We start from the raw sequence: 26,034 nt of genomic DNA on the forward strand, positions 1-26,034 counted from the left end.
GTTATGAGCAGAACGATTTTTTGCACTTTCCTGCAGCGTGAAGCAGAAGGCCAGGACTTCCAGCTGTACCCGGGCGAACTGGGAAAACGCATTTATAACGAGATTTCAAAAGAGGCATGGGCGCAGTGGCAACACAAGCAGACCATGCTGATCAACGAAAAGAAACTCAACATGATGAACGTCGAGCACCGCAAACTGCTGGAGCAGGAAATGGTCAACTTCCTGTTTGAAGGCAAAGACGTGCATATCGAAGGGTATACGCCGGAAGACGGTAAATAATGCGTTGCCGGATAGCGCCGCGCTTATCCGGCCCGGACATCATGCCGTCTCCAGGACGAGTATCCTGCGGCGAAATGGCATAACGACAAACACAACACGCACTCCCGGAATGATGAAAAAATTACTCGCGCTTGCCGTTATTGCGCCGTTGCTCATCTCCTGTTCCAGCTCGACCAAAAAAGGCGATTCTTATAACGAAGCCTGGGTCAAGGATACCAACGGTTTTGACATTTTGATGGGGCAGTTTGCCCATAACATTGAAAACTTGTGGGGCTATCAGGAAGTGCTGATTGCCGGTCCGAAGGACTATGTAAAGTATACCGATCAGTATCAGACCCGCAGCCATATTAACTTCGACGCCGGTACGATCACCGTTGAAACCATTGCCGGAACAGATCCCGCCGCGCATTTGCGTCGCGCAATCATAAAAACGCTGCTGATGGGCGACGATCCGAGTTCGGTCGACCTGTACTCGGATGTGGATGACATCCAGATCTCCCGTGAGCCGTTCCTGTATGGCCAGGTACTGGATAACACGGGTCAACCGATCCGCTGGGAAGGCCGCGCCACCCAATTCGCCGATTACCTGTTACAAACGCGCCTGCAAAGCCGCAGCAATGGGATCCGCAAAATCTTCAGCGTAACGATCAATCTGGTGCCGAATCACCTGGATAAACGTGCGCACAAATACCTCGGTATGGTGCGCAAAGCGTCGCACAAATATGGCGTTGACGAGTCGCTGATTCTGGCGATTATGCAGACTGAGTCGTCATTTAACCCTTATGCAGTGAGCCGCTCCGACGCTCTGGGCCTGATGCAGGTTGTGCAGCACACCGCAGGCAAAGATGTCTTCCGCTCCCAGGGGCGTTCCGGAACGCCAAGCCGCAGCTATCTGTTTGATCCGGCAAGTAACATTGATACCGGGACGGCCTATCTGGCAATGCTCAGCAATGTTTACCTGGGCGGCATCGACAACCCGACTTCCCGACGCTATGCGGTGATCACCGCCTATAACGGCGGCGCGGGGAGCGTCCTGCGCGTCTTCTCAAACGATAAAGTTCAGGCGGCGAATATTATTAACAGTATGACGCCAGGAGATGTCTACCAGACCCTGACCACCCGCCACCCGTCGTCGGAATCGCGTCGCTACCTTTATAAAGTGAACTCCGCGCAGAAATCCTACCGTCGTCAGTAATCCCCTCTGCCCGCCCGGCAAATTTGCCGGTCGGGCAGCTCCAGAATGTTAACTTCGTCACTCTTTTGCATTGCAAAAAGATATTGTTTGCAATTATTTGTCACAGGTAACAAAAAACCAGCCGTAGTCGTTGATAGAATTACATCATATTGAAACGGCAAATGTGCCAATTGGAACATTCAATCGCCTTTTGGTGTGAGGAAATTAACATGAATCTTAAGCTGCAGCTGAAAATACTCTCGTTTCTGCAGTTCTGCCTGTGGGGTAGCTGGCTGACGACGCTCGGTTCCTATATGTTTGTCACTCTCAAATTTGACGGTGCTTCCATTGGCGCGGTGTATAGCTCGCTGGGGATCGCGGCAGTCTTTATGCCGACGCTACTGGGGATCGTTGCCGACAAATGGCTGAGCGCGAAATGGGTTTACGCCCTCTGTCATATCGTCGGGGCGGCAACGCTATTTATGGCCGCGGAAGTTACCACGCCGGGCGCGATGTTCTTTGTGATCCTGCTGAACTCGCTTGCCTACATGCCGACGCTCGGTCTGATCAACACCATTTCCTATTATCGTCTCCAGTCTGCGGGGATGGACATCGTCACCGACTTCCCGCCAATCCGCATCTGGGGCACCATCGGGTTTATCATGGCGATGTGGGGCGTGAGCTTCTCCGGCTTTGAACTGAGCCATATGCAGCTGTACATTGGCGCAGCGCTGTCGGTACTGCTGGTGCTGTTCACCCTGACGCTGCCGCATATTCCGGTTGCAAATCAGCAGAAGAACCAGAGCTGGTCCTCCATGCTGGGTCTGGACGCGTTTGCGCTGTTCAAAAACAAGCGTATGGCGATCTTCTTTATCTTCTCCATGATGCTGGGCGCGGAGCTGCAAATTACCAATATGTTCGGGAATACCTTCCTGCACAGCTTCGATAACAACCCGCTGTTCTCCGGAAGCTTTATCGTGGAACACGCGTCGGTGATGATGTCGATTTCGCAGATCTCCGAAACGCTGTTCATCCTGACCATTCCGTTCTTCCTCAGCCGCTACGGCATCAAAAACGTTATGCTGATCAGTATTGTAGCGTGGATGCTGCGCTTCGGTCTGTTCGCCTACGGTGACCCGACGCCGTTTGGTACCGTGCTGCTGGTTCTGTCGATGATTGTGTACGGCTGCGCCTTCGACTTTTTCAACATCTCCGGTTCGGTGTTTGTGGAAAAAGAGGTTCGTCCGGAAATCCGCGCCAGCGCGCAGGGCATGTTCCTGATGATGACCAACGGCTTCGGTTGTATTCTCGGCGGCGTGGTAAGCGGAAAAGTGGTGGAGCATTACACCCTGAACGGCATTACCGACTGGCAAACCGTGTGGCTGATCTTCGCGGGCTACTCGCTGGTGCTGGCCTTCGCCTTCGTGGCGCTGTTTAAGTACAAGCACGTTCGCGTACCGACGGGTACGCAGTCTGTGGCGCATTAATCCGATTGCCGGATGGCATTCGCCATCCGGCCTGGACGCGGCGTTACTTCAACACGTAGCCATACAGCCGCTTAATGCCATCGGCGTCTTTTTCATTGTAAACTCCCTGTAATTCCGGCGAGAAGCCCGGCAGCATATTCACCCCTTCTTCCAGCGCCAGGAAATAGCGCTGTACCGCGCCGCCCCACACTTCACCCGGCACCACGCACAGCACGCCCGGCGGATACGGCAGTGCGCCTTCTGCGGCAATACGCCCTTCGGCATCGCTAATGCGTACCAACTCAACGTCGCCGCGAATAAAGGCGCTGTTGGCATCCTGTGGGTTCATTGCCACTTTCGGCAGGCTTTCCTGACGGAACATTGCCTTTTGCAACTCTTTGACGTTAAAGCTGACATACACATCGTGCATTTCCTGACACAGCTCGCGCAGCGTGTAATCGCGGTAGCGCACGGGATATTTGTTGAAGATGGTCGGCAGTACGTCCGCAAGCGGCGTGTCGTCTTCGATATGCTGTTCAAACTGGGCCAGCATCGCCACCAGGTGGGCCATTTTCTCTGCGCTCTCGGCAGGCGTCAGCAGAAACAGGATGGAGTTGAGATCGCATTTTTCCGGCACAATGCCGTTTTCCCGCAGGTAGTGGGCGAGTATCGTCGCCGGAATGCCAAAGTCGGTATAGCGTCCGGTTTCGGCATCAATGCCCGGCGTTGTGAGCAGCAGCTTACACGGATCGACAAAATACTGGTCATCGGCATAGCCTGCAAATCCGTGCCATTTGGCGCCCGGCTCAAAGCTGAAGAAACGTCGCTCGCGGGCAATCCGTTCCGTCGGATAATCCTGCCAGGCTTTGCCGTCCACCACGGGCGGGATAAACGGCTGGAGCAGTTTACAGCTGGCGAGGATGGCTTTACGCGCTTCAATTCCCAGTTCTACGCACTCCGCCCACAGTCGTCGGCCGCTCTCCCCTTCATGGATTTTGGCGTTCACATCCAGGGCGGCAAACAGTGGATAAAACGGGCTGGTGGACGCATGCAGCATAAACGCGTTGTTCAGTCGCTTATGCGGACAAAAACGCGCCTGACCACGAAGGTGGTTATCTTTTTTATGGATTTGTGAAGTCTGCGAGAACCCGGCCTGCTGCTTGTGTACCGACTGGGTGACGAAAATACCCGGATCGTTTTCATTCAGTTCCAGCAGCAGCGGTGAACCGTCCGCCATCATCGGGATAAACTGCTCGTAGCCCACCCAGGCGGAATCAAACAAAATGTAGTCGCACAGATGGCCGATGTTGTCGATCACCTGTCGGGCGTTATAGATGGTGCCGTCATAGGTGCCAAGCTGGATGATCGCCAGGCGAAACGGACGCGGCGCCCCGGCTTTGTGCGGCGCTACGCGACGAATCTGCGCACGCAGGTAGTCTTCATTAAAACAGTGATTATCGATCCCGCCGATAAAACCAAACGGATTGCGCGCCGCTTCCAGATACACCGGCGTCGCCCCGGCCTGGATCAGCGCCCCATGATGGTTTGACTTGTGGTTATTACGGTCGAACAGCACCAGATCGCCACGGGTCAACAGCGCATTCGTTACCACTTTATTGGCCGCCGACGTGCCGTTCAGCACAAAGTAGGTTTTATCGGCGTGAAACACTTTTGCCGCAAACTTTTGCGCATGTTTTGCCGATCCTTCGTGGATCAGCAGATCGCCGAGCTTAACGTCGGCGTTACACATGTCCGCGCGGAAAACGTTCTCGCCAAAGAAGTCATAAAAATGCCGCCCGGCCGGATGCTTTTTAAAAAACGCGCCATGCTGATGACCCGGACAGGCAAAGGTGCTGTTGCCCATTTCCACATACTGCGTCAGGGTGTCGTAAAAGGGCGGCAGGAGATTTTCTTCATATTGGCAGGCAGCGGCTTCCAGCTCGAGCCACTCCTGCGCATTGCCGCTGATGATCGCCTGCACGCCTGCTGGCGTATCGGTTTTCTCATCACTCAGGATAAATACCGGCAGATGGAATCCCGTACGCTTAAGCAGCGCCAGAATGCCGCTACGGCTGTCGGCGACGGTCAGCACGACGGCGGCCACATCGGTAAAGTCGGTGCTGTCCAGCGCGACTACGCCACGGTGAGTAGATAAACGCGAAACCAGTTCACTACTGGCGGCAATGTTCATAGATTTCATAAGCGCAAAAGCCCGTTTCGGGAGAAAAAAGTCCCGGACAAGGCGTATCGCCCTGTCCCACGAGATGTTGGGTCAAACTGGTCACCAGCTCCGACCGCCAGACATCAGTAAAAGCAGACCGTTTCTGATCTTACTGTTGTCCCGCGTGAGCATGCGCTACCCTCACCGCATGGTGAGTAAAGGAAGGGGAGTAACGAGAAGGGGCACGCATCGCACCAGACGGCGATGATGATAAAGGCGATGTGAAGACGCGACATTCATCCCATGCGGCCCCAACAGACTGGAGAAAATTCGCGCAATGATGGCACCTTTACCCGGCAGGCGCAAGATCAAATCTCTATGCACACAGGCCACGGATAAACAAGCATTAAAGGTGAGAACCAGGTCATAATAATGCACTCTGACAAAATATTTAGCAGGAGCTAACGTGGTAATCGGACCTTTCATTAACGCCAGCGCAGTGTTGCTCGGCGGCGTTATCGGTGCCCTTCTCAGCCAACGTTTACCGGAACGGATTCGTGTCTCAATGACGTCGATTTTCGGCCTGGCGTCGCTTGGCATTGGTATTTTACTGGTGGTCAAATGCGCCAATCTGCCGGTCATGGTTCTGGCAACGCTGATCGGCGCACTGATAGGCGAGTTTTGCTATCTGGAAAAAGGCATCAACAATGCGGTGGCGAAAGCGCAGGCGCTCTTTTCAAGGCCGGGGAAAAAACAACCACATGAGTCGTTTATTCAGAACTTTGTCGCCATTATCGTTCTGTTTTGCGCCAGCGGCACCGGCATTTTCGGTGCGATGCGCGAAGGGATGACTGGCGATCCCAGTATCCTGATTGCCAAATCTTTTCTCGATTTTTTTACGGCGATGATTTTCGCCTGCTCGCTCGGTATTGCCGTGTCGGCCATTTCGGCGCCAATGCTGTTAATCCAGCTGTCGCTGGCAGCCTGCGCGGCGCTGATCCTGCCGCTCACCACGCCAGCGATGATGGCAGACTTCAGTGCCGTTGGCGGATTACTGCTGGTCGCCACCGGTTTGCGCATCTGCGGCATCAAGATGTTCGCAGTGGTCAATATGCTCCCTGCCCTACTGCTGGCAATGCCCCTTTCCGCCGCCTGGACGGCATTTTTCGCCTGAGAATGCGTGCAATAACAGCAAAGTGGTGATAGATTGTGCAGTCTGCGTTGATTTGAAGAAATTTCGTTGACGAAACGAGGCGGATCGGTTTTAATGCGCCCCGTTGCCCGGATAGCTCAGTCGGTAGAGCAGGGGATTGAAAATCCCCGTGTCCTTGGTTCGATTCCGAGTCCGGGCACCAAATTCATATCAACGGACCTCCATGGAAGTCCGTTTTTGCATTTTAGCTGGCCTCAGCCGACAAACTTTTCGGTATCCGGTTGTTTTTTCCAAATATAATCGCCTGTCAGATTGATTTACGCCCTGCCTAACGGCGAAAAATATGACGTCTGGAGCAGACCTTCTTCAGGATGCCGTTCTTCGATGTTATAGAGTGGCTGAAAATAGTGGTGTTCGCGCGATCATGGCTCACTCTCTGTCTGAAGAAGCCAAATACTTTTATATTCACCAAGGCTTTAAGGTATCGCAAACCCAGGCGCTAACGTTGATTCTCAAGCTGCCACTATAGCCTTAAGATGGAAAGGGTACAGAGCCTACCATTCAACCCATTGAAATATATTGGCAATTAGTGACCCCTCTCCTCACGGAGAGGAGCACCTCAAAAAATCCCTTTTTGTTTAATCTGTTTCATCTTCTGCGTCTGGGCCTCAAGCGTGCTTAAATCTATCTCTTCCGCCCCGGACGTTTTTGCGCTTTCCGCCGCAGGCGTCGTCCGGGCGATCATCTTCAGTTGTTGCAACAACACATGTTGCTTTTCCAGCAGCGCTTTCAGTTGTGCGATTTCATCGTGCATCGCCGCCAGTTCACCCTCATCTTTCTCTTTCACGACTGGCTGCCGTTGCATCGCGTCGGACATCAGCGCACGCAGCTGGCGCAACTGCGGCTTGCTGAACTCCAGGCAGTTTTGCGGGGCGGAAGCGGGCTCCGCCGCGGCGACCGGCAGCAGTTGTCCTTCACTCAGTTCGGCACAAAGCGCCTCCAGCGTCAGCGTTTCACGACCAATCGATTCGGCGATATGGCTGCAAAGCTGCGGATTCAGCATCTGCAGCTGTAGCCCAGCCAGATAGACGTTACGGTGAAAACGACGCATCTCCATACTGGCGTCACTCGCATTTCCGCCCGCCTGGTTGATGTCATCGTGCCATTTTTTCAGATGCAGCATCGCGCGCAGATCCGCACGCGAATGCTCCGGCGACAAATGCAGGGAGAGATTAACCCGGCGAATTTGCCTGTTATTCATCGTCGCCGACCTCGACCATCTGCGGCGCAGCCACCTGCTCAACGCCGCTTTCCGCATGGTACAGGCAGATTTCGCGCGACAGCGCGCTTTGCGGATTGTCGATGGTCACCACGCGATCACCCAGGGTCGCGTAAGTCTGACGTACAGCGGATTCAATCAGATGCGCCCCGCCGCCGACCAGATAAACGCGGTTCGGGTTTTTGGCGAATTTTTTCGCTTCATACGCCACCTGGTCGCCCAGCTCCTGAATTTTAATCGCCACGCGCTCAAGAATGTCGTCGATGCGCGACTCATCGTTAATCACGCTTTTCACAAACGCCATATCGTGGCGGCGTTTGATCAGTTCATTCGCCACCAGATAGCTGGAGTCGCTGTCTGCGGCGGCCAGCAGCTTGCGGGTGGCGTCAGTCACCATCGCCACACCAATCTCATTGTTACCGTAAATCGCGGAGACATCGTCAAATTCGCCGACGATCACTCCCATATCCAGCGTGGTGCCGCCGCAGTCAATCACCAGCGACTTCGTAAACTCGTTGACATTCGAATTCAATAGATGCGAGAGCGCCGCCGGCAGACTCTCCGGCATCACCTGTACATCGACGATACGGAACAGTTCGCCCTTATTGAGGGAAATGTCGCGCGTCAGATTGCGGCGCTTCGCTTCGATGCGGCTTTCGTTACGCTGGCAATCGTCCGGGTTGTAGAACTGGGTAATCGGCAGCGTGACCACGATATCCACGTCGCACGGCGTCATGCCAGTTTGCAGCAGCGCGTGGTGTACCGCCAGCAGATTCAGATCGTCATACTGGTAGTCGATGTGCGTGGTCGACAGCGCCTTATCGGAGGTGGCGTCGTAGGTGTATTTCGTGGTGCCGATGGTGTAGTTGTAAACCGACTGTCCGCGCAGCAGCGCGGCGCTTTTCCAGTCTTTGCGAAAAGAGTTCGGCGACACAACGGTTTTCAGTGTGCCGTTTTCAATCCAGCTGATTTTGACGTTGGTGGAGCCATCATCAATGGCGAATTTCATACGGGTTGCGGTCATGGGTGGTATCTCAATCTAAAGGGTATTTTTCACAACGCGGCGTCTTCACTCAGAATGCGGCGCGCGCCAAGATAATGTGATTGCCAGAAATTGTCTGAAAGCTGGCTAATGCGGATTTTCAGCCCGGTACGTGGCGCTTCAATAAACTTATCGTCGCCCAGATAGACGCCAACGTGATCGGCGCCGGGGCGCTGGTTGATGTTGAAGAACACCAGATCGCCGTTGCGCAGTTTGTCTCTGCGCACCGGCTTCAGATGATTCGCCTGATACATTTCATTCGCCGTGCGCGGCAGCTTGCGCTCCAGCACCGCATTGTAGGCGTAGAAGACCAGTCCGCTGCAATCAAAGCCCTCGGTGGGGGTTTTACCGCCCCAGACGTAAGGTTTGCCGAGCTGCCCTTCCAGGCGGCGGATCACCGTGCGCAGTTTGGCCGCGCGCTGAAGCGCCTCCCGGGTCACGGGCGCCTTTTCATTCAGCGAGCGCGTCCAGAGCGCATCGACGGTGCCGGGTCGCCAGCGGGAATGCATCGCCAGCATTTCGCGATTTTTCAGCCGCGTCGCGCGTTTTTGCTCGATGTCCCGGCGCTTCTGCTCCGGCGTTAAGGGTACGGTCACCGTCCGCTTTTTGACCTTAGCCATCAGCCGCAGACGGTTCTGTTGCCTCGCCAGTTCCGCGCTTTCCGGCGACGGCTGAGACCGGGCGGCGCTATATCCGGAGTTTGCCAACAGCACCAGCGCCAGCAGAAAAAGAGGTACCCGAAGAACGGGCAAGCCAGAAGTAAAAGAGAGAAAACGTTTCACGCGACAACTCTTTTATTATGGATTTTTCGAGATTTTCTCGACCAGCGGCTTGATGATTTTCTCACCATGCTGGCCAAAAAACTGATACAGTGACTCACTGGCAGAGTGCGTTAACACCATGATTTCAATACGGCGATTCGCAGAACTCAGCGGCTGGTTCGGGTCGAGGAGCATCTGATCAGCCATGCCGCTGACCTGCAACACTTTGTTCGGATCGAGCCCGCCTTTCGTCAGCACTGCACGCGCCTGCATGGCGCGCTCGCCGGAGAGATTCCAGTTGTTATACAGCACCTGATCGCGAAAACGCGTGGCGTCCGTATGGCCGGTAATAATGATCTTGTTATCTATCTTATTCAGTTCCGGCGCAAAGCGGGTCAGCAGCCGGTTAAAGAACGGCGTCAGAACGGCGCTGCTGCGCTGGAACATCTCCCGTTTCCTATCGTCAGAAACCAGAATGCGTAACCCCTGCGGCACAATCTCCATTTTAAGGTTGGACTGCGCGTCATACGCGGAGGTGATCTGCATAATGATGCGCGCCAGCTCCTCAATCTCGGCGTTCGAACGGGTGTTAACGTCTTTGAGACTTTCCGACTGCTTAACCTGCTGCGCCAGCTGTTTTTTCTGTTCTGCCGCGTTTTTCTGCGGATCGCGTTTGCCGACGATGGTCAGATCGCCGCCCACATCTTTTTGGGTGATCGGCGAAATCGCATGGCCTTCAAATATCGTCTCGCCGCCGTTGAGCAGAGAGACAATCTCTTTACGCTCCTCTTCGGTGACCGCGCCCATGATCCACAGCACCATAAACAGCGCCATCATCGCCAGCGTAAAATCGGCGAAAGCCACTTTCCACGCGCCGCCATGGATCTCCTCATGCCCTTTACGCGACGAGCGCTTGATGATTGTGGTGTGGTGATCTTTACCGCGATTACGCATCGGCCATACCCGTCATCTGGTTCACCCAGCCATCGAGAGTGGCAAAGGTTGGTTTAGAATCCATCGGCAACATTTTGCGTCCGGCGTCGACCGCCAGCAGGGTCGGTTTGCCTGCGACATGGTTGACCAGCACAGTACGCACGCACTCCAGCACCGCAATCTGCTTTTTGGTGCGCTGCTCCATGGCGTTCGCGACAGGGTCCATCAGACAGTAACAGAAGAAAACGCCAAGGAAGGTGCCCACCAGCGCCGCCGCGACCTTCACGCCGATCACGGCAATCGAGCCATCGATGGACTGCATGGTGATAATTATCCCGAGCACCGCGGCGCAGATCCCGAAGCCCGGCATCGCTTCAGCGGTACGCTGCAGCGAGCGCGACGGCTGGAGCAGGTTCTCTTCCATCGCGCCGAGTTCCTGCTCCAGAATCCCCTCCAGCTCATGTTCGTTGATCTTGCCCATCGCCATCAGGCGGAAGTTATCGGAGATAAACATGACCAGCGCTTTATCACGCAGCATTTGCGGATATTTCTGGAACAACGGGCTATTGGCCGGCGATTCGATGTGCTCGTCCAGCACCTTCAGGCCGCCGTCCTGCACCAGCTCCAGTAGTTCATACAGCAGCATCAGCAGCTCGCGCTGGTATTCGCTGGTGTACTCGTTTTTGCGCATAATGCCGCGGAACTGGCGATACATCTCGCCCAGAACGGCTTTCGGGTTCGCCAGAACCATTGCGCCCATGCCCGCACCGAGGATGATGATGATTTCACCCGGCTGCCAGAATGATGCTAAATGCCCGCCAGACATAATAAAACCGCCGACAACACACCCCATGATGATGAGAATACCTAAGAATTTCTGCATAAACCTTTCACTTTCACTTCTGGAAAAAAGACTGAATTTTTTGCGCGATTTTTTTATTGAGCTGACAGACTCTCGCCTCGGTGAGATCAAGCACCAGGGCAATCTCTTTCAGGCTCATTTCCTGCTGGTAATAGAGCGTGAGGATCAACTGTTCACGTTCATCGAGGCTTGCCAGCGCGTTGCGCAGCGTGCGGCTGACAATCATCTCCTCTTCAAGGGGGCGGCTATCCAGCGCCCCGGCATGCACATCATTGCTCAGGAGATCGTCAAGGCTCTCCAGCGCTTTGGCGCAATCCAGCAGCAGATACTCCTGATACTCATCAGCCGTAATGGAAAGATGGCGGCTAAGATCATCAAACGTCGGCGGGCGGCCCAACAGCCGCGCCACTTCGCGAATGGCATCATTGATCTTGTGCGTTTTCTGTCGCAGCCGACGCGGCCGCCAGTCAAGCTGACGCAGTTCGTCCAGCACCGCGCCGCGAATACGCGGCGCAGCATAGGCGGCAAACTGCTCGTCAGGATGACCATAGCGACGCAGCGAGCTTAACAGCCCCATCAGCGCGCTCTGCTCCATATCTTCGCGGTCAAGCACGCTGCTGGCCTGGTATGCCAGCTGTTTCACAATTTTGTTAACCAACGGCAGATACTGGCTGAGGTAGCGCGCTTCGTCTGCGGGCGTCAGCGTTTCGCTGGCAATAAAATCCATCATGTCCATTACGGCTTATTAATCACTGGAAAACCATTTTGCTGATGATCACGTCATCAAATGGTACATTCATGTTCAGGCTGCTGAAGCGCGCCTCGTAGGCCGTCTTCAGTTTGTTATGCAGCTCACCCACGCTTAAGGCGCGCACCGCACTGTATTCCATATCGGAAAGCAGGCTGACGGTCGCCCCGCGAATTGCCGGGATCATCTCTTCCGATTTACGGGTGTTATCCGGGCCGTTGGTCGCCAGGTTAAGTTCCAGCAGCAGGTAACGCTCCGTACGGCCGCTCCCTTTCAGGGTGATCACCAGATTTTTGATCTCCACAAACTCCACCGAATGCGACCCGGAAGAGGAAAAGAGTTTATCGATCGCCGTCGCGCGCTCATCGGAACGCAGCAGGTGGGTGCCGACCACGGTTAAACCGGCCGCCATCACGGCGGTCACAAGGGCGATAATCACCCCAAATAAAAGTGTTTTTGTATTCATAGTGTTCTTTCTGTTAAACGGTCAGTAATACCGAGTCATCTTTACGGCGCGTTTCATCCGCCACCGTGGCGCCTGTGGCGATCTCCGGCGCGGACTGAATCGCCGCCTGCTGTTCGGCAAAAGGCGAACCCTTCTCCTGCTGCTGTCCACCGGACTGCGATGAGACCTGCACGTTGACCTGCACGAAATTTTGTTCCGTCAGGCTCTGACGCAGATCGTTGCTGGTCTGCTGTAACGCACGGTATACCTCGGCGTGGCTGGCGTTGATTTGTACTTGCATCCGACCGTTATCGATCTGCAACGAGATGTCTATTTTGCCCATCTCCGGCGGGTCAAGACGGATGGTGGCGTGCTGGATCTGATTCTTCACCTGCACCTGCAGACGTTCGCCCAGTACTCGCTGGAGCTGCTGCGTCCAGCGGGAATCTTCCGTATCCAACTTCAATGGCGCGCCCTGCGAGGTGCGGGCGTCGTTACTCACCGTGACGACACTGCTGCTCTGTGTGCCAGCAGGCTGCACAGCAAGCTCAGGCGTTACCGCGGTCATCGCTGTCATCGCCGTCATCAGCTGCGGCGCGACCTGAAGCTGCCTCCCCATTGCGGGCGTGACCGGCAGCGCCGTTTCCGCCCCCGATACCGCTTGCGGCAGTCCTGTCGCCCCGTTCAGCGCAGGCGCGTATCCACTGAGCGCGTCGGGCATTTGCTGAAGCAGGGAATGCGTCGTCGCCGCCTCGCCGGTACGCATGTTTTCGACGCTAACCGGCTGCGGGCGCGGCATCAGCAACGCATCCAGCAGTTGTTGTTGCGCATCGACTCTCAGCAGGGAGGAATCCTCCACCGTCGCGTCATTCGCCTCTTCGCTCGCTTTCTGTCGAATCCCCTCGGCGCTGACGCTGACGGCGGGCGCGTTTTCCCCCTGCCCGGCCATCAGCGTATTCACCACATTCAGCAGCGCGTCGCTAAAGGCCACTGGCGTCTGAGCGCTGGCGGCTGTCACCGCCGGGCTGCTTCCGGTAATCGGCTCCGCCTGCACCGGCGATCCCGAGGCATTACCCGCGCCAGCCGCGAGCGTGAGAAGATCCATCATCGTAAATCCTCCGCATCCATAAAGGCTGCGTAGGCCGTTGCGCCTTCGCGATTACGCACGGAGAGCGCCATTTTGGCTTCCACAATCTCAAGCTGCCCCATGCAGTATTCGCGCGCCTGGCGGTGAATATTCGCCAGGGTTTTCAGCGCCTGCTGCTCGGCGCCGTTCAGGGTTTTGCCCCGAATGTCCGCCAGCAGCGCGGCGATTTCACCATCGGCGCGCTGTACCGCCGGCCAGTTATGATCGGCGGTCACCTGGCGCAGCGTGGCTGCCAGGGTTTGCAGAGAGGAGAGATAACTCATGCAGCCTGACCCATTTTTTCCCAGCCGTCCTGGATGTTGCCGAGAATGTTTTCCACTTCTTCGATCTGTTCAACAGAGAGCTTATGGCTGGCGTCATAGAGTCGGTAGACGCAGTAGTCGTAGAGATTCGCCAGGCTCAGGGCCAGTTCGCCGCCCTTTTCAAAGTCGAGCGCGCTGGTCAGCGCGTTGAGAATATCGATGCATTTATTGATGCTCTGCGCCTTGCGCTCAAAGCGACGCGCGGCAATATGACTTTTCGCGCGAATTAATTCATCCATTAGCCCGTTAAACAGCATCAGCACCAACTGGTGCGGATTCGCCGCCGCCGACTGAATCGCGAGATCTTCCTGGTGGTAAAGGCCGTAGCCTTCCCGATCGTTACCGTACATTACGCTCAGATTCCCTTAGAATTAGCTAAACATGCTCATGGTGTTATTCATCTGCGTCATGATGCTCTGCAACTGCGTGAACTGCTTGAGGTAGCGGTTATAGGAGCTTTCATAACGGGTATTCATTTTTTCTGTTTTCGTGTCGATATCGCGCTGCTGGCGGTCGAGCGTGTCCTGGCGGCCTTTCAGCAAACCGGTGCTGGTATTGAGGTATTTATCCAGCGATTTATCCATCGCCTTGATCATGCCGTCGTTGCCGTTAAAGAAGTTATTTACCGACTGTGGGTCGGCTTTCAACTGCTCTTCCAGCGTGTCGGCGTCCAACGAGAGCTTGCCGTCTTTATCGGAGGTGATGCCAAATTTGGTCATGTTTTCATCACCGAAGGTCTGGCGCAGAATGTTACTTAGCTCATTAGAGAGCGAAGAGATGCTCGCATCACCGGCGAACGCACCGCGTTCGTCCGTATTACTTCCGGAAGAGGTCAGCCCGGAGATCGTATCTTTCAGCGTGTTGTAGGCGTCGATAAAGGCCTGAATCTGCTCTTGCGTCCCGGTGGGATCGGTATCCACGGAAATCACCAGTGGTTTGCCAACTTCCGTCGTGCCGGTCAGTTTGATCGACACGCCGTCCACCAGGTTGTCCAGGTTGTTGGAGCTGCTGCTGTACTCCTGGGGCGAATCGCCGAGCGTAAATTTCGCATCTTTCCCGCTGGTGATGATGGTCGCATTGTCGAAAATAGTCTGATCGCCGGTCATCGCGCTGGTATCGAGTTGAATATCGTACTGTTCCCCACTCTGGTCGCTGCTCAGCATCAGTTGCACTTTGCCGTCAACGCGCATCAGCGAGGCGGTGACGCCGTTCTGCTCTGTGGCAGAGGTATTGCCGCTGGCGCTCGGAAAATCCGCCTTGTTCACCGCACCGGCGAAATCGGACAGACTGTTCAGATTGTCCATCTCAATATCAATGCTTTCACCGTTCAGGTTGATGGTCAGCGTGCCGGTGGCGTTTTTAATATCCTCATCCGTCAGGTCGCTAAACCCTTTTTGCTGGGCGGAAGCCAACTGCGTCACATTCAGGCTGTAGGTCCCTTTACGGGCCGAGGCGCTGGCGGAGATAGTGGCGATCCCCTCCTGATTCATGGTGACGCTGTTCTTCAGCACGTTGCTGGAACTGGAGTTCAGCCCTTTGATCGCCGTACGAAAATCCGTGAGCGCGGTACGTAACGAGGTTAGCGCTTTTTTCTGCGCGGCCAGCGTGGAGGTCTGCGTCTGGATAGAGTTCTGCAGCGCCAGAATGTCATAGCTTGCCAGCTGTGTAGCCAGTGTTGTGGGGTCAAAATCAGACATAAAAGGTTTCTCCAGGCACGCTCGTCGCGTTCGACATGACGTCATTCAAGCAACTATCGTGCCAACTTTTTAATTAAACATTTTCAGTAGGTTACAAAACGGGAGGAATCTCCCTTTCCGCTATTTCCGGCAGAGGAAACGACGTCGCCGGATACAAAAACACCGCTATGCAGCGGTGTTTTTTATTGATGCGGCGCCGGGAGGAATTAGCCCAGCAGGGACATCACCATGCTGGACATACTGTTGGACTGCTTCAGCATGGACATGCTGGTCTGCGCCAGCATCTGGTTACGCGTCATGGAGGAGGCCTCGCTGGCGAAATCAGCGTCCTGAATATTGCTCAGCGCCAGTTCGGTGTTGTCTTTCATGTTCGCCAGGTTAGAGGCGGTGTGGCCCAGACGGTTGATGCTGGCGCCCATTTTGGAGCGTACGGAACCAACATCATTCAACGCGGTTTCCAGTTTATCCATCATCGCTTTTGCCGTATCTGCATCGCTGATGTTGATGCCATCGGCCTGTTCCCAGTCACCAAAGCCGAAGCCGGAAGAGGTAAACAGCGCGCCACTGCCTGTCCCGTTCAGCTCGCCAGAGAGATCAACTACCATCGTTTCACCGGAAGAGGAACCAATCTGGAAGTTCAGCGCTTTCGCGAATTTGCCGCTGTCACCGAACAGCTTCTCACCCGCATAAGAGGTATTGTCCATGATGTTCTTCAGCTCGGCGTTCAGATCGTTCAGTTCCGCATTGATCGCATTGCGATCTTTTTCTGTGTTGGTGTCGTTCGCCGCCTGGGTTGCGAGGTCTTTCATGCGGTACATGATATTGCTGACTTCATCAAACGCGCCTTCCGCCGTCTGCATCAGCGCAGTCGCATCGGAGATATTACGCTGGGCAACCGCCATACCGTTGGTCTGGCCCTGAAGACGGCTGGCGATCTGCAGACCTGCCGCGTCATCCGCCGCTGAGTTAATACGTTTGCCGGTGCCCAGGCGCTCCATCGCGGTGGACAGCATGCTGTTGGATTTATTTAACGCGTTGGTGGATGCCATGGAAGATGCGCTGGTGAAAATTGACAGTGACATTGTGTATTCCTTTTTAAAATCGGTTTTCAGTGGCTCTGGTAAATAAGAACGGCACGCCGGTTTAGAAAATTAAATCGCCGGTGTGCTGAATGGCGATTTTTTATCCTGACAGGCATTCCCCCATAAAAAAGCCGCCCCTATGGAGCGGCCTGTGAGGCATCTGCGAGCGATTAGCCCAGCAGGGACATCACCATGCTGGACATGCTGTTGGACTGCTTCAGCATGGACATGCTGGTCTGCGCCAGCATCTGGTTACGCGTCATGGAGGAGGCCTCGCTGGCGAAGTCAGCGTCCTGAATATTGCTCAGCGCCAGTTCGGTGTTGTCTTTCATGTTCGCCAGGTTAGAGGCGGTGTGGCCCAGACGGTTGATGCTGGCGCCCATTTTGGAACGTACGGAACCAACATCATTCAACGCGGTTTCCAGTTTATCCATCATCGCTTTTGCCGTATCTGCATCGCTGATGTTGATGCCATCGGCCTGTTCCCAGTCCCCAAAGCCGAAGCCGGAAGAGGTAAACAGCGCGCCACTGCCTGTCCCGTTCAGCTCGCCAGAGAGATCAACTACCATCGTTTCACCGGAAGAGGAACCAATCTGGAAGTTCAGCGCTTTCGCGAATTTGCCGCTGTCACCGAACAGCTTCTCACCCGCATAAGAGGTATTGTCCATGATGTTCTTCAGCTCGGCGTTCAGATCGTTCAGTTCCGCATTGATCGCATTGCGATCTTTTTCTGTGTTGGTGTCGTTCGCCGCCTGGGTTGCGAGGTCTTTCATGCGGTACATGATATTGCTGACTTCATCAAACGCGCCTTCCGCCGTCTGCATCAGCGCAGTCGCATCGGAGATATTACGCTGGGCAACCGCCATACCGTTGGTCTGGCCCTGAAGACGGCTGGCGATCTGCAGACCTGCCGCGTCATCCGCCGCTGAGTTAATACGTTTGCCGGTACCCAGGCGCTCCATCGCGGTGGACAGCATGCTGTTGGATTTATTTAACGCGTTGGTAGACGCCATAGATGAAGCACTGGTGAAAATAGAAAGGGACATTGTTTTCTCCTTGGGTGACCTGTCCGTCAGGCACTTTCATTGTTACTGGAAGAGTAAAACGGCCTTTTGACGGAAAAATTAAATTTTATTTTTAACCCACCTTTACATCCCGCAAGAAAAATATTTCGCCTATCTGATAAGCCTCGCTAATAATAGTAAGGGAGTTCTTCATCATTTTTCTAAGACGACTAAAAAGCGCAGAATCAAAATATAAGGCGACACAAAAAACAGCAAACTTAACCACTATTTTCGATAACCGTTACCACCCCTATAAAACCCTTTTATTCCGTAAGGTATAGATTTATTCCATGAACATAGGATTCACATAAATACGACCTTTTTTAACATCAAGATCTTTTAACTATTGGAGTTAACTTTTGTCTAATTTTCTTAATCAGCGGCAAGATTTTTTACTACCAGAGGTGTTGCGCATCACACTTTTATCGCGTAAAAAGAGGCCATGGAAAAGATTATTCCTAGAGCTGACGACACGGGGAAAGGGGTAATCTTCCGCTTTTGTTCAAAGTTTATGCGTAACTTTTCGCAAAGAATAACTTATTCCTTTCTTGCTTTTTTGCATAAGCGGCAATTCATTATAACCCCCGGCTTGCCATAACAATTAAATAACACAGCATTGAACTTAAATTATGACAATACAAACTGACTGAACGGGAATGGTCACTACCATCAACTAATCGATGAATAAACGCTACTGCTCTGTAAATAACTGGCTGATTGATATTCCTTCAGGATCGATCCTCCATTTAACAACCGGAGAAAAGAAGCGCCTTGGTGAATATCAGCTCAAGCTGCTGGATATTCTGATGCAGGATGCAGGGAAAATCTTCACACGTGAAGAATTGACTAACCTGGTTTGGGAACGGCGTGTTATCGGTAATAACAGTCTTCCCAATGCTATCCATGCATTACGTACTGCGCTGGAGGATGACGGCAAACAGCAAAAAATTATCAAAACGATACCCAAAAAAGGGTATTTGCTGGAGCCGGAATATTGCCGCGTAATCGAGAAGGAAGAGAGTGAAGTTAATGAATCTACGCAAGATCCAGCTGAGCGAGAGACGGAAGAGGAAAACAAACCGGCGGTACCTGAAGACAGGGTGAATGAATCCGCCGCTATGCCGCCAGCGCCAGAAACACCGGCTCAGGAAGCCACCGTTCCTGTCGCTGCGGCGGCGCTGCCGCGCGCAAACCGGACAACCTTTGTACTGTTCGTGGTGCTGGTCATCGTCTGTACCACGTTGCTGACATGGTGGGTGGTGAAGCGTCAGGAGAGCGGAAACCTGACGGCGAAAGAGGTACAGCCTAACGTTTACAGCAATATTCATATTTACGCGATTGAACCGTCCGGCGATCTCTCCTACGGCGCGGAGAACCTGTACAGCAAACTGAAAGCCTCGCTCTATACCCTGAACCAGCAGATTAAAACGCAGTCTGTGACGATGACCGTCTATTTCAGCACCCGAAATTTCATGCTGAATTATACATTTGCGCTGAGCAGCCCCTGCGATAAGCAGCAGTTGGTGATGGCGGTTTATCAATGGCGGCTCGATGCAAACCAACTCAACAATCTGATCCTGCGCGAAACCCGGAGAAAGCTGAATGAAATGGCTATTTGTACAGAGAATTAATCTGCTGCTGAGCATCGCCATTCTCATCGTGGCGGTCTCGCCTTTTGTCTGGAACGCGCTAACATCACCAAGAATGATGCGCGGCGCCAACGTTGAAGGCACGTTTCAGATGGGGTTTTACGATCTGAAATCGCAGAGTAAAGAGACTTACGACGCGCACCTGAAAACAACACGGGGCACGATTCTGATCACGCTCATCAGCCCGAACGATAACCAGTTTGTGCTGAAAGGCACCTTTACCCCGACGCAAAGGCGAAACAACAGGCTCTATTTTTATCTGACGCCGATTTACTACAGCAAGGCGCAGAACCTGCTGATGGTCGACAACCTGGTGGATCAACTGATGCACACCATCTTCTGGATGGAGCCGCTTTCGCTGGGCGATCAGCCGCTGGTGGTCGGGGAAAGCGGGTCAATCTTTCTTTATCCACTGAGACGCTCATAAAGAAAGGTTTTTTCCCCTGAACGACGCCTCCCCCGACCCGGAGAGGCGGGTTTTAGCCCAGCAAATTCTTCACCGTCGCCAGACGCACATTCGCCTGCGCGCCCAGTGCCTGTGAAAGCACGCTAAAGTTTTTCGTACCGCCGGCCAGCGCATCCCCCAGCCCACGCGCCGTCTCCAGCGCCTGCTGCGGCGTGAAAACCGCCGCCATATCGTTGATACGCGACGCCACACGATCCTGCTGCTGGCGCAGTCGGCTGCGCTGGCTGGTGATGTGCTCCAGAGTATTTTGCAGCTTTGCCGGTCCTTCCCGCTCGCGGCCTGCGGTCAACGCCAGCACCTCATCGCTGCTGGCGGCTTCCGCCTGCGGCGACAGCAGGGTAAAAGCATCGGCCGGATAGCGTCCCCCTTCACCGCGTACTGTAAGCTGCTGGCTGACGCGCGCCCAGCGGCTTTCATCCACGCTAAACAGCAATTGCCCGCTCCCGCTCTGCCGGGCGTGAATACCCAGCCGTCCCAGGCCAATATTCAGCTTCGTCAGGATCTGGCGCGGCGATGCTTCTGCGGGCAGCGACACGGCGCTCATTTCACGCTGGCGGCCGCCAAGACAGAACACCAGCGTCTCACCTTCGGAGTTACTGAGGAGTTTCTCACTGCCTGGCAGCGTAAAATTCACGCTGCTTTTATGTTCCAGCGAAGGCATGAGATGGCGATCGACCGTCCCCCCGGAAAGCTGCGTACGGCGGGTTAGGTGCTTTTGCAGCGCCGCCGCCTGGGCGGAAGCATCGCCGCGCAGGGAGGATTGGCGCAACTGAAGCAGTTGTGTTTCCGTTTGCGCCAGATAACTGTCCGCCTGCTGTACCGCCGTCAGTTGCTGGTTAAGCTGCACGTTATAGCGCATCGGGCGACGGGAAAGCAGCGCCGACTCCGGGAACGCGCTGCGCGAAGAGACCGCTTCCGGCATGCGAACACGGGTAACGGTCTGTGGGGCATCAATAGTGCCGCGTCCGGCAGTGGTGGACGCGGGGGTCGTCAGCGACGAAGTTTTTAAACCAACCTGCATCGTGATTACATCATACTGAACAGATTAAGCTGACTGACCATGCTGTACGTCTTGTAGCTTATCTGCATCGATTGCGCGTAGAGCTGAAGATTGGTCGTCGCCGTCACTTCATCCGTATCGCCTAATTCACTGGCCAGCTGGCGGTTCGCCACACTGACGTCAGTATGCGCGTCGCCGAGCAGCGTCAGACGGTTCTGGCGTCCGCCGAGGTCAGTGAAAATACTGGAGACGCGATCGCGCGCGCCCTGCACTGAGCCGAGCATGGCGTCTATCTCATCTTTATAGTCCGCGTAGCTGGCGTCCGGGTCCTGCATTTTTGCGCTGAGAGCTTTCAGATCGTTCAGCACCTTCAGATCGTTACCTGAGCCGGAAAACGCCTGCGCGACGTTGGTATTTTCGGTGATGCTCACGCCGTTGGCGACCTGCGTTTCACGCGTGCCGTCGTTGCCGCCGTAAACGTATTGTCCATTCTCGTCCAGAGTGACGGTTTTGCTGTCGGTTTTGGTGCCGGAAAAGAGATAGCTGCCATTTTCATTTTTGGCATTCATTGATGCCACCAGCGAGTCGATCATCGAGTCGATTTCCGCGCCGTAGCCCGCCATATCTTTCTGGCTGTGGGTGCTGTTGTTGGCCGACAGCAGCTTATCGTTAAGCGACAGAAGCTGATTATTGAGCGCGTTGACGTTCGACTCCTGAATCGCCAGCGCGCCGCTCAGGCGTTTGATATTGCTCTGGTACTGGGTGATCGCTGATTCTTCGCGGTTGAGCTGCACCAGACGGCTGGCGGCCACCGGGTCGTCGGAAGGCACGTTAATGCGCTTCAGCGTGGAGACCTGCTCCAGAAGTTTGCTCAGGCGCGTGCCGTTAGTGCCCATCTGTGTCAGCATGGCGTTGGAGTTATAGAGGCTGCTAATACGCATTGTTAATCATTCCTGTCGCGCTTAAAACATGCTCATCAGATCGGAAAAGATCTGATTACCGGTAGAGATAACCTTCATATTCGCCTGGTAAGCCTGCATGTAGACCTGAAGATTAATCGCTTCTTCATCCTGGTTTACCGCGCTGAGGTTATCACGCTGATTCTGCGCCTGCTCGCGCACGGCGGCGGCGGCATCCATCTCGGTGGTGCTCTGGCGGCTGGCGATACCGATGGTGGAGATAATCGCCGCGGCCCCTTCGCTCAGGCTCATGTTGCCCATACCCGGAATAGTGGTTTTTTTGTTTTTCAGCTCAATCAGCTCGGCCAGATTGTCGCTGTTGCCGGGCTCATCTTTCGCGCCGGAGAGCGCCAGCTCTTCCGGGTTTAAGTCATTGACCTGCAACATTCCCGCCGGGTTAGACGGGTCAAAAGTGAAGAGCGCTTTCCCTGGATTGCCGTTCAGATCAAACCCCTTTTGCAGTTGATCGTTAAACAGGTCCGCCACCGTTTCCGCCATGCCCTGCACCGAGTCTTTCATCTGCTGCAGCGTGCCAGTTTCATAGTCGTGCAGCGCGCCGAGCTGGCCGCCAACGGCAGGGTCGAGCGAAAATTCGCTGGTGGAGAACTTCAGCGCCAGCGTCGAATTACCGTTCGCATCCTGACCGACGCGCAGTTTGCCGGCAGTTTTGCCACTAACCAGCGGCTGGCCGCTGGCGAGCGAAACGGTATAGCTGCCGGATTTATCCTCCGTCACCTTCACGTCCGCCAGCGTACTGAGGGTTTTCACCAGCTCATCGCGCTGATCGCGCAGTACGCTGCTGTTACCGCCGGTCGAATCCATATCGGCGATCTTTTTGTTGTAGTCGGCGATGCTGCCGCTGATGGTGTTGATCTGATCGACCATCGCGCCGCGCTGGGTGGTAATCGACTCTTTCTGGCTGGTGATAAAGTTATTCACGCTGTTAAAGCGTGTGGCGAGGGCCCCCGCCTGATTGAGCAGTTGCTGGCGCAGTGCCGGAGATTCCGGCGTCTGGGTCAGTTCGCTCAGGGCATTGATAAACTCATCGAGCCCGTTACCGAGGCTGGTGGTGTCGGAACCCACCACTTTTTCCAGCGACGTGATGTACTGATTCCCCGTCTCGTAATAGCTGGCCTTATTACCGGTCTGCCACACCTGATTCACCAGATACTGGCTGGAGATACGCCGAATGCTGTCCACCTGGACGCCGTTCCCCGCACTCATTCCCGCCTCACCCATCGGTCCGATAGCGCTTTGCACCGCTCCCTGGCGGCTGTAACCGCTCACCATCCAGTTGGCAACGTTCATCGAGGTTACGTTCATGCCGATCTGCGCGGCCTGAATGCCGCTGAAGGCAATATTAATCATACTCATGGGTTACTCCTGTTCACGCATGACCGGGACAACGGGCGTGCTGAGTTCTTTTGGCTGTTCTTTTAAAGCGACCAGACTTCCCGCATCCTTAAGCGGCGCTGTCGTTTGCGGTGAAAGCTGGCTGATAATCATCTGCGCGATGCCGGTGCTGCGCTGCGACGCGAGCTCAGAGGCGAGCTTATCGTCATAAAAATCACGCATCATGCGCTGCTGTTTGCTGTTGAATGGATTATCTTCCCCCAGCACATCGGCGGCTTTACGCATCTGCGACAGCATAGAGCGCAGCATCAGCGCTTCGAACTGCTCCGCCGCCTGCTCCAGGTTTTGCGGTTTCACCTGCCCGGTGATGTCGCCGGGCAGAATGGCACTTTGACGGGTGATAGCATTCAGCATCAGATGACCACCAGTTCAGCGTCCAGCGCGCCTGCTTCGTGCAGCGCCTGCAAAATCGCCATCGTGTCATCCGGCGCGGCGCCGAGGCTATTGATGGTGTTGACAATACTGCGCAGGCTAGTGCCCGCAGGGATCATCACCATCTGGCCGCTACCGCGGTTGACGTTCACATCGCTTTGCGGCGTCACCGCCGTTTGCCCCTGGCTGAACGCGCCCGGCTGACTCACGTTCGACGACTCACGAATGGTAACCGTCAGGTTGCCGTGGGAGACGGCGGCGGCACGCACCACTACGCCATCGCCGATCACCACCGTGCCGGTACGGGCGTTAAACACCACGCGCGGCGGCTGCTTCCCGGCGTTGATCTGCACATCTTCCAGCGTCGACATAAACGCCACGCGATCGCCTGCGCCCAGCGGCGCGCGAACGGCGACGTTGGTGGCGCTCTGGGCGGTCGCGGTGCCGGAGCCAAAAGCGCTGTTCAGCGCGACGGCAACGCTGTTGGCCGTTTTAAAGCTCGGGCGCTTGAGGTTCAGCATCACCACCGGCTCCTGCTGGAAATCGGTCATCACTTCACGCTCGACGGAGCCGCCATTCGGCACGCGTCCCACGGTCGGTGTATTGATGGTCACACTGGAGCCGCTATTGCCTTCGGCTTTCACCCCGCCGACCACCACATTGCCCTGCGCCAGCGCATAGACTTCACCGTCCGCGCCGCGCAGTTGGGTCAGCAGCAGCGTACCGCCGCGAAGGCTTTTCGCATCGCCAATCGAGGAGACGGTGACGTCAATGCTCTGCCCACGCGCATAGCCCGGCGGCAGCGTCGCGCTGATGGCGACGGCCGCGACGTTTTTCACTTTCGGGTCGATTTTCGCCGGTAGCTGAACGCCAAACTGTCGCAGCATGTTGGTCACCGACTGGCTGGTGAATTTGACCTGGTTTTTATCCCCGGTGCCGTCGAGCCCCACCACCAGGCTGTAGCCCACCAGCTGATTGCCGCGCACGCCCTGAATATCGACCACGTCTCCCAGGCGCTGGGCCATCGCCCCCATGCTCCAGATGAGCAGGCAAAAAAGTGCCACTTTACGCATTACGGACTCCATTAGATCGGAAACAGCGGGTGGTTGAAGACGCGCGTCAGCCAACCAGCGGAATTGGCGTCGCTCAGCGCGCCGCGTCCGGAATAGGAGATGCGGGCATTGGCGATGCGCTGTGAGGAAACGGAGTTGTCACGCTCGACGTCATCCGCCCGCACCAGCCCGGTCACGCGCATGTATTCATCACCCTGATTGAGTGTCAGCCACTTCTCGCCGCGGATCGCCAGCACACCGTTCGGCAGCACTTTGTAGACGGCCACGGTGATCGCCCCGCGCAGGCTGTTTTGCTGCTGCGAGGCGGCGTTGCCGTTAAAGTTACGGTTGCCGTCTATGGAGGCGGAGAGATTATCCACCGAGTGGCCGAACGCGTCCGGGATCCCCAGGGAAACATCGTTCTTTTTGCCGAAATTGGTGCGCGCCTGCTTGCTGGCTTGGGTGGACTCATCCAGTTTGACGGTCAGGATATCGCCCACGCGATAAGCGCGGCGGTCCTGTATCAGCGACCAGTTATAGCCGCTGTTGTACAACCCGCCACCGCGCACCTGCGTATCCGGCATCACGATATCTTCCGGCGGCGCGAAGGCCGCATCATCTTTTTGCACCAGCAACGCCGGGCTTTCACAGCCCGACAAAAACAGTGCCAGCAAAACCATTACTACCTGCTTTTTCATTACACTTTCACTTTACTGCCCGGTCATTACATCGACTGGGTGACAAACTTCAGCATGTCGTCGGCGGCGGAGACCATTTTGGCGTTCATTTCATATGCCCGCTGCACGGTGATCATATCGACCATCTCCTCGACGACCTGCACGTTAGAGCCTTCCAGCGACCCCTGCTCCAGTTGGCCAAACGCCTCTTCGCCCGGAACGCCTTCTACCGCTTCGCCGCTGGCGGCAGTTTCGCGATAAAGGTTACCGCCCACCGCTTCCAGCCCGGCCGGATTGACGAAGTTCACCAGCGTTAGCTGGCCGAGCTCAACCGGATCCGTTTCGCCTGCGACGGTCGCGGTGATGGTACCGTCTTTACCGATCTGCAGGTCCTTCACGTTTTCCGGCAGTTCAATTTGCGGCACCAGCGGTAAGCCCTGAGCGTTGGTCAGCAGGCCGTCCGGCGTTTTCTGAAAGTTACCGGCGCGGGTATAACCGATATCGCCGTTGGGCATTTCCACCTGGAAAAAACCCTGCCCGGTGATCGCCACATCCAACGCCTGCTCGGTGTTCTGAATGCTGCCAACGGTGAACTCTTTCTGCGTACCAACAATTTTCACGCCGGTGCCGTACTGAATACCGGTCGGCGCGACGTTGTTCTGATCCAGTTGGCCCCCCGGCGTACGCTGATTCTGATAGAACAGATCGGCGAACATGGCGCGATCGCGCTTAAACCCGGTGGTGTTGACGTTCGCCAGGTTGTTAGAAATGGCAGACATTTTGGCGTCCTGCGCCGCCAGACCGGTTTTACTAATCCACAATGCGGGATTCATCTCTCATCCTTCTTTTAA

At 55.2% G+C, this 26,034-nt stretch carries 27 protein-coding genes, 1 tRNA gene and 1 pseudogene; 8 read left to right on the plus strand and 21 right to left on the minus strand.

Going from position 1 to position 26,034, the window contains the following annotated elements:
• Positions 1-3: 3 nt before the first annotated feature.
• From APU02_RS17750 to APU02_RS17765, 3 genes are all read left to right on the plus strand, one after another.
• Positions 4-279 carry an oxidative damage protection protein gene (locus APU02_RS17750; protein ID WP_060570797.1) on the plus strand — a complete coding sequence of 92 codons (276 nt, stop codon included), beginning with the start codon at positions 4-6 and terminating at the stop codon, positions 277-279.
• Between the two features lie 112 nt (positions 280-391).
• A complete protein-coding gene (gene mltC / locus APU02_RS17755) occupies positions 392-1,474 on the plus strand; it encodes a membrane-bound lytic murein transglycosylase MltC (RefSeq protein ID WP_072015011.1) in 1,083 nt (360 codons plus the stop codon).
• A 209-nt stretch (positions 1,475-1,683) separates the two neighbouring features.
• A complete protein-coding gene (locus APU02_RS17765; protein ID WP_042290435.1) occupies positions 1,684-2,940 on the plus strand; it encodes a nucleoside permease in 1,257 nt (418 codons plus the stop codon).
• A 43-nt stretch (positions 2,941-2,983) separates the two neighbouring features.
• Here the strand turns inward: APU02_RS17765 and APU02_RS17770 are convergent, their stop codons facing one another.
• The gene (locus tag APU02_RS17770; protein WP_060570799.1) at positions 2,984-5,119 is read right to left on the minus strand and encodes an ornithine decarboxylase; all 2,136 of its coding nucleotides are present in this window, start codon (positions 5,117-5,119) and stop codon (positions 2,984-2,986) included.
• Positions 5,120-5,546: 427 nt separating this feature from the next.
• Here APU02_RS17770 and APU02_RS17775 point away from each other — a divergent pair, with 427 nt between their 5' ends.
• The 3 genes and pseudogenes from APU02_RS17775 to APU02_RS17785 all read left to right on the plus strand — a co-directional run.
• Positions 5,547-6,254 carry a DUF554 domain-containing protein gene (locus APU02_RS17775; RefSeq protein ID WP_042290438.1) on the plus strand — a complete coding sequence of 236 codons (708 nt, stop codon included), beginning with the start codon at positions 5,547-5,549 and terminating at the stop codon, positions 6,252-6,254.
• 105 nt (positions 6,255-6,359) lie between these two features.
• Positions 6,360-6,435: transfer RNA gene (locus APU02_RS17780), tRNA-Phe, on the plus strand.
• Positions 6,436-6,585: 150 nt separating this feature from the next.
• Positions 6,586-6,762, plus strand: a pseudogene (locus APU02_RS17785) (GNAT family N-acetyltransferase); the annotation flags it as partial.
• A 90-nt stretch (positions 6,763-6,852) separates the two neighbouring features.
• Here APU02_RS17785 and APU02_RS17790 read toward each other — a convergent pair.
• From APU02_RS17790 to APU02_RS17850, 13 genes are all read right to left on the minus strand, one after another.
• Complete coding sequence (locus APU02_RS17790; RefSeq protein ID WP_042290440.1) at positions 6,853-7,494, minus strand: hypothetical protein; 642 nt, start codon at positions 7,492-7,494, stop codon at positions 6,853-6,855.
• Entirely contained in the window at positions 7,487-8,536 is a 1,050-nt protein-coding gene (gene parM / locus APU02_RS17795) for a plasmid segregation protein ParM domain-containing protein (protein ID WP_082636856.1), read from the minus strand. Before parM ends, APU02_RS17790 begins: the two co-directional genes overlap by 8 nt.
• Before the next feature lie 29 nt (positions 8,537-8,565).
• Entirely contained in the window at positions 8,566-9,336 is a 771-nt protein-coding gene (locus APU02_RS27095) for a C40 family peptidase (RefSeq protein ID WP_275477535.1), read from the minus strand.
• A gap of 15 nt (positions 9,337-9,351) precedes the next feature.
• On the minus strand, positions 9,352-10,269 hold the full coding sequence (lafU, locus tag APU02_RS17805) for a putative lateral flagellar export/assembly protein LafU (RefSeq protein WP_060570800.1): 918 nt from the start codon (positions 10,267-10,269) through the stop codon (positions 9,352-9,354).
• Positions 10,262-11,131: a flagellar motor stator protein MotA gene (motA, locus tag APU02_RS17810; protein WP_042290445.1), complete on the minus strand. Its 870-nt coding sequence runs from the start codon at positions 11,129-11,131 to the stop codon at positions 10,262-10,264. Before motA ends, lafU begins: the two co-directional genes overlap by 8 nt.
• A 13-nt stretch (positions 11,132-11,144) precedes the next feature.
• On the minus strand, positions 11,145-11,846 hold the full coding sequence (locus tag APU02_RS17815) for a FliA/WhiG family RNA polymerase sigma factor (RefSeq protein ID WP_042290448.1): 702 nt from the start codon (positions 11,844-11,846) through the stop codon (positions 11,145-11,147).
• Positions 11,847-11,859: 13 nt separating this feature from the next.
• Complete coding sequence (locus APU02_RS17820; protein ID WP_060570801.1) at positions 11,860-12,324, minus strand: flagellar basal body-associated FliL family protein; 465 nt, start codon at positions 12,322-12,324, stop codon at positions 11,860-11,862.
• A 13-nt stretch (positions 12,325-12,337) separates the two neighbouring features.
• A complete protein-coding gene (locus tag APU02_RS17825; protein ID WP_060570802.1) occupies positions 12,338-13,411 on the minus strand; it encodes a flagellar hook-length control protein FliK in 1,074 nt (357 codons plus the stop codon).
• Complete coding sequence (locus APU02_RS17830; RefSeq protein WP_060570803.1) at positions 13,408-13,713, minus strand: hypothetical protein; 306 nt, start codon at positions 13,711-13,713, stop codon at positions 13,408-13,410. The genes APU02_RS17825 and APU02_RS17830 overlap by 4 nt, the downstream gene beginning before the upstream one ends.
• A complete protein-coding gene (fliS, locus tag APU02_RS17835; protein WP_042290456.1) occupies positions 13,710-14,102 on the minus strand; it encodes a flagellar export chaperone FliS in 393 nt (130 codons plus the stop codon). The genes APU02_RS17830 and fliS overlap by 4 nt, the downstream gene beginning before the upstream one ends.
• A gap of 21 nt (positions 14,103-14,123) precedes the next feature.
• A complete protein-coding gene (gene fliD, locus APU02_RS17840) occupies positions 14,124-15,449 on the minus strand; it encodes a flagellar filament capping protein FliD (RefSeq protein ID WP_060570804.1) in 1,326 nt (441 codons plus the stop codon).
• Positions 15,450-15,655: 206 nt separating this feature from the next.
• Complete coding sequence (locus APU02_RS17845) at positions 15,656-16,531, minus strand: flagellin (RefSeq protein WP_060570805.1); 876 nt, start codon at positions 16,529-16,531, stop codon at positions 15,656-15,658.
• A 170-nt stretch (positions 16,532-16,701) separates the two neighbouring features.
• Complete coding sequence (locus APU02_RS17850) at positions 16,702-17,577, minus strand: flagellin (RefSeq protein ID WP_060570805.1); 876 nt, start codon at positions 17,575-17,577, stop codon at positions 16,702-16,704.
• 698 nt (positions 17,578-18,275) lie between these two features.
• Between APU02_RS17850 and APU02_RS17855 the strand changes: the two genes are divergently transcribed.
• On the plus strand, positions 18,276-19,226 hold the full coding sequence (locus APU02_RS17855) for a transcriptional regulator (RefSeq protein WP_042289089.1): 951 nt from the start codon (positions 18,276-18,278) through the stop codon (positions 19,224-19,226).
• Positions 19,198-19,671 (plus strand): hypothetical protein, encoded by a 474-nt coding sequence (locus APU02_RS17860; protein ID WP_042289092.1) that lies wholly within the window; start codon positions 19,198-19,200, stop codon positions 19,669-19,671. The genes APU02_RS17855 and APU02_RS17860 overlap by 29 nt, the downstream gene beginning before the upstream one ends.
• A 52-nt stretch (positions 19,672-19,723) precedes the next feature.
• On the opposite strand, the gene APU02_RS17865 is transcribed toward APU02_RS17860, so the two are convergent.
• The 7 genes from APU02_RS17865 to flgG are packed head-to-tail and all read right to left on the minus strand — an operon-like array spanning position 19,724 to position 26,016.
• Positions 19,724-20,731, minus strand: a complete 1,008-nt coding sequence (locus APU02_RS17865) for a hypothetical protein (RefSeq protein ID WP_060570806.1) — start codon at positions 20,729-20,731, stop codon at positions 19,724-19,726.
• A gap of 5 nt (positions 20,732-20,736) precedes the next feature.
• The gene (gene flgL, locus APU02_RS17870; RefSeq protein ID WP_042289093.1) at positions 20,737-21,651 is read right to left on the minus strand and encodes a flagellar hook-associated protein FlgL; all 915 of its coding nucleotides are present in this window, start codon (positions 21,649-21,651) and stop codon (positions 20,737-20,739) included.
• A gap of 21 nt (positions 21,652-21,672) precedes the next feature.
• Positions 21,673-23,043: a flagellar hook-associated protein FlgK gene (flgK, locus tag APU02_RS17875; RefSeq protein WP_060570807.1), complete on the minus strand. Its 1,371-nt coding sequence runs from the start codon at positions 23,041-23,043 to the stop codon at positions 21,673-21,675.
• A 3-nt stretch (positions 23,044-23,046) separates the two neighbouring features.
• Complete coding sequence (locus tag APU02_RS17880) at positions 23,047-23,436, minus strand: rod-binding protein (RefSeq protein ID WP_060570808.1); 390 nt, start codon at positions 23,434-23,436, stop codon at positions 23,047-23,049.
• Entirely contained in the window at positions 23,436-24,527 is a 1,092-nt protein-coding gene (locus APU02_RS17885) for a flagellar basal body P-ring protein FlgI (protein ID WP_167333861.1), read from the minus strand. The genes APU02_RS17880 and APU02_RS17885 overlap by 1 nt, the downstream gene beginning before the upstream one ends.
• Positions 24,528-24,538: 11 nt before the next feature.
• Complete coding sequence (flgH, locus tag APU02_RS17890; protein WP_042289104.1) at positions 24,539-25,204, minus strand: flagellar basal body L-ring protein FlgH; 666 nt, start codon at positions 25,202-25,204, stop codon at positions 24,539-24,541.
• A 26-nt stretch (positions 25,205-25,230) separates the two neighbouring features.
• Positions 25,231-26,016, minus strand: a complete 786-nt coding sequence (flgG, locus tag APU02_RS17895) for a flagellar basal-body rod protein FlgG (RefSeq protein ID WP_060570809.1) — start codon at positions 26,014-26,016, stop codon at positions 25,231-25,233.
• Positions 26,017-26,034: the final 18 nt, after the last annotated feature.

This window comes from Citrobacter sp. 50677481 (assembly GCF_001463265.1).
Taxonomy (GTDB): domain Bacteria; phylum Pseudomonadota; class Gammaproteobacteria; order Enterobacterales; family Enterobacteriaceae; genus Citrobacter_A; species Citrobacter_A sedlakii.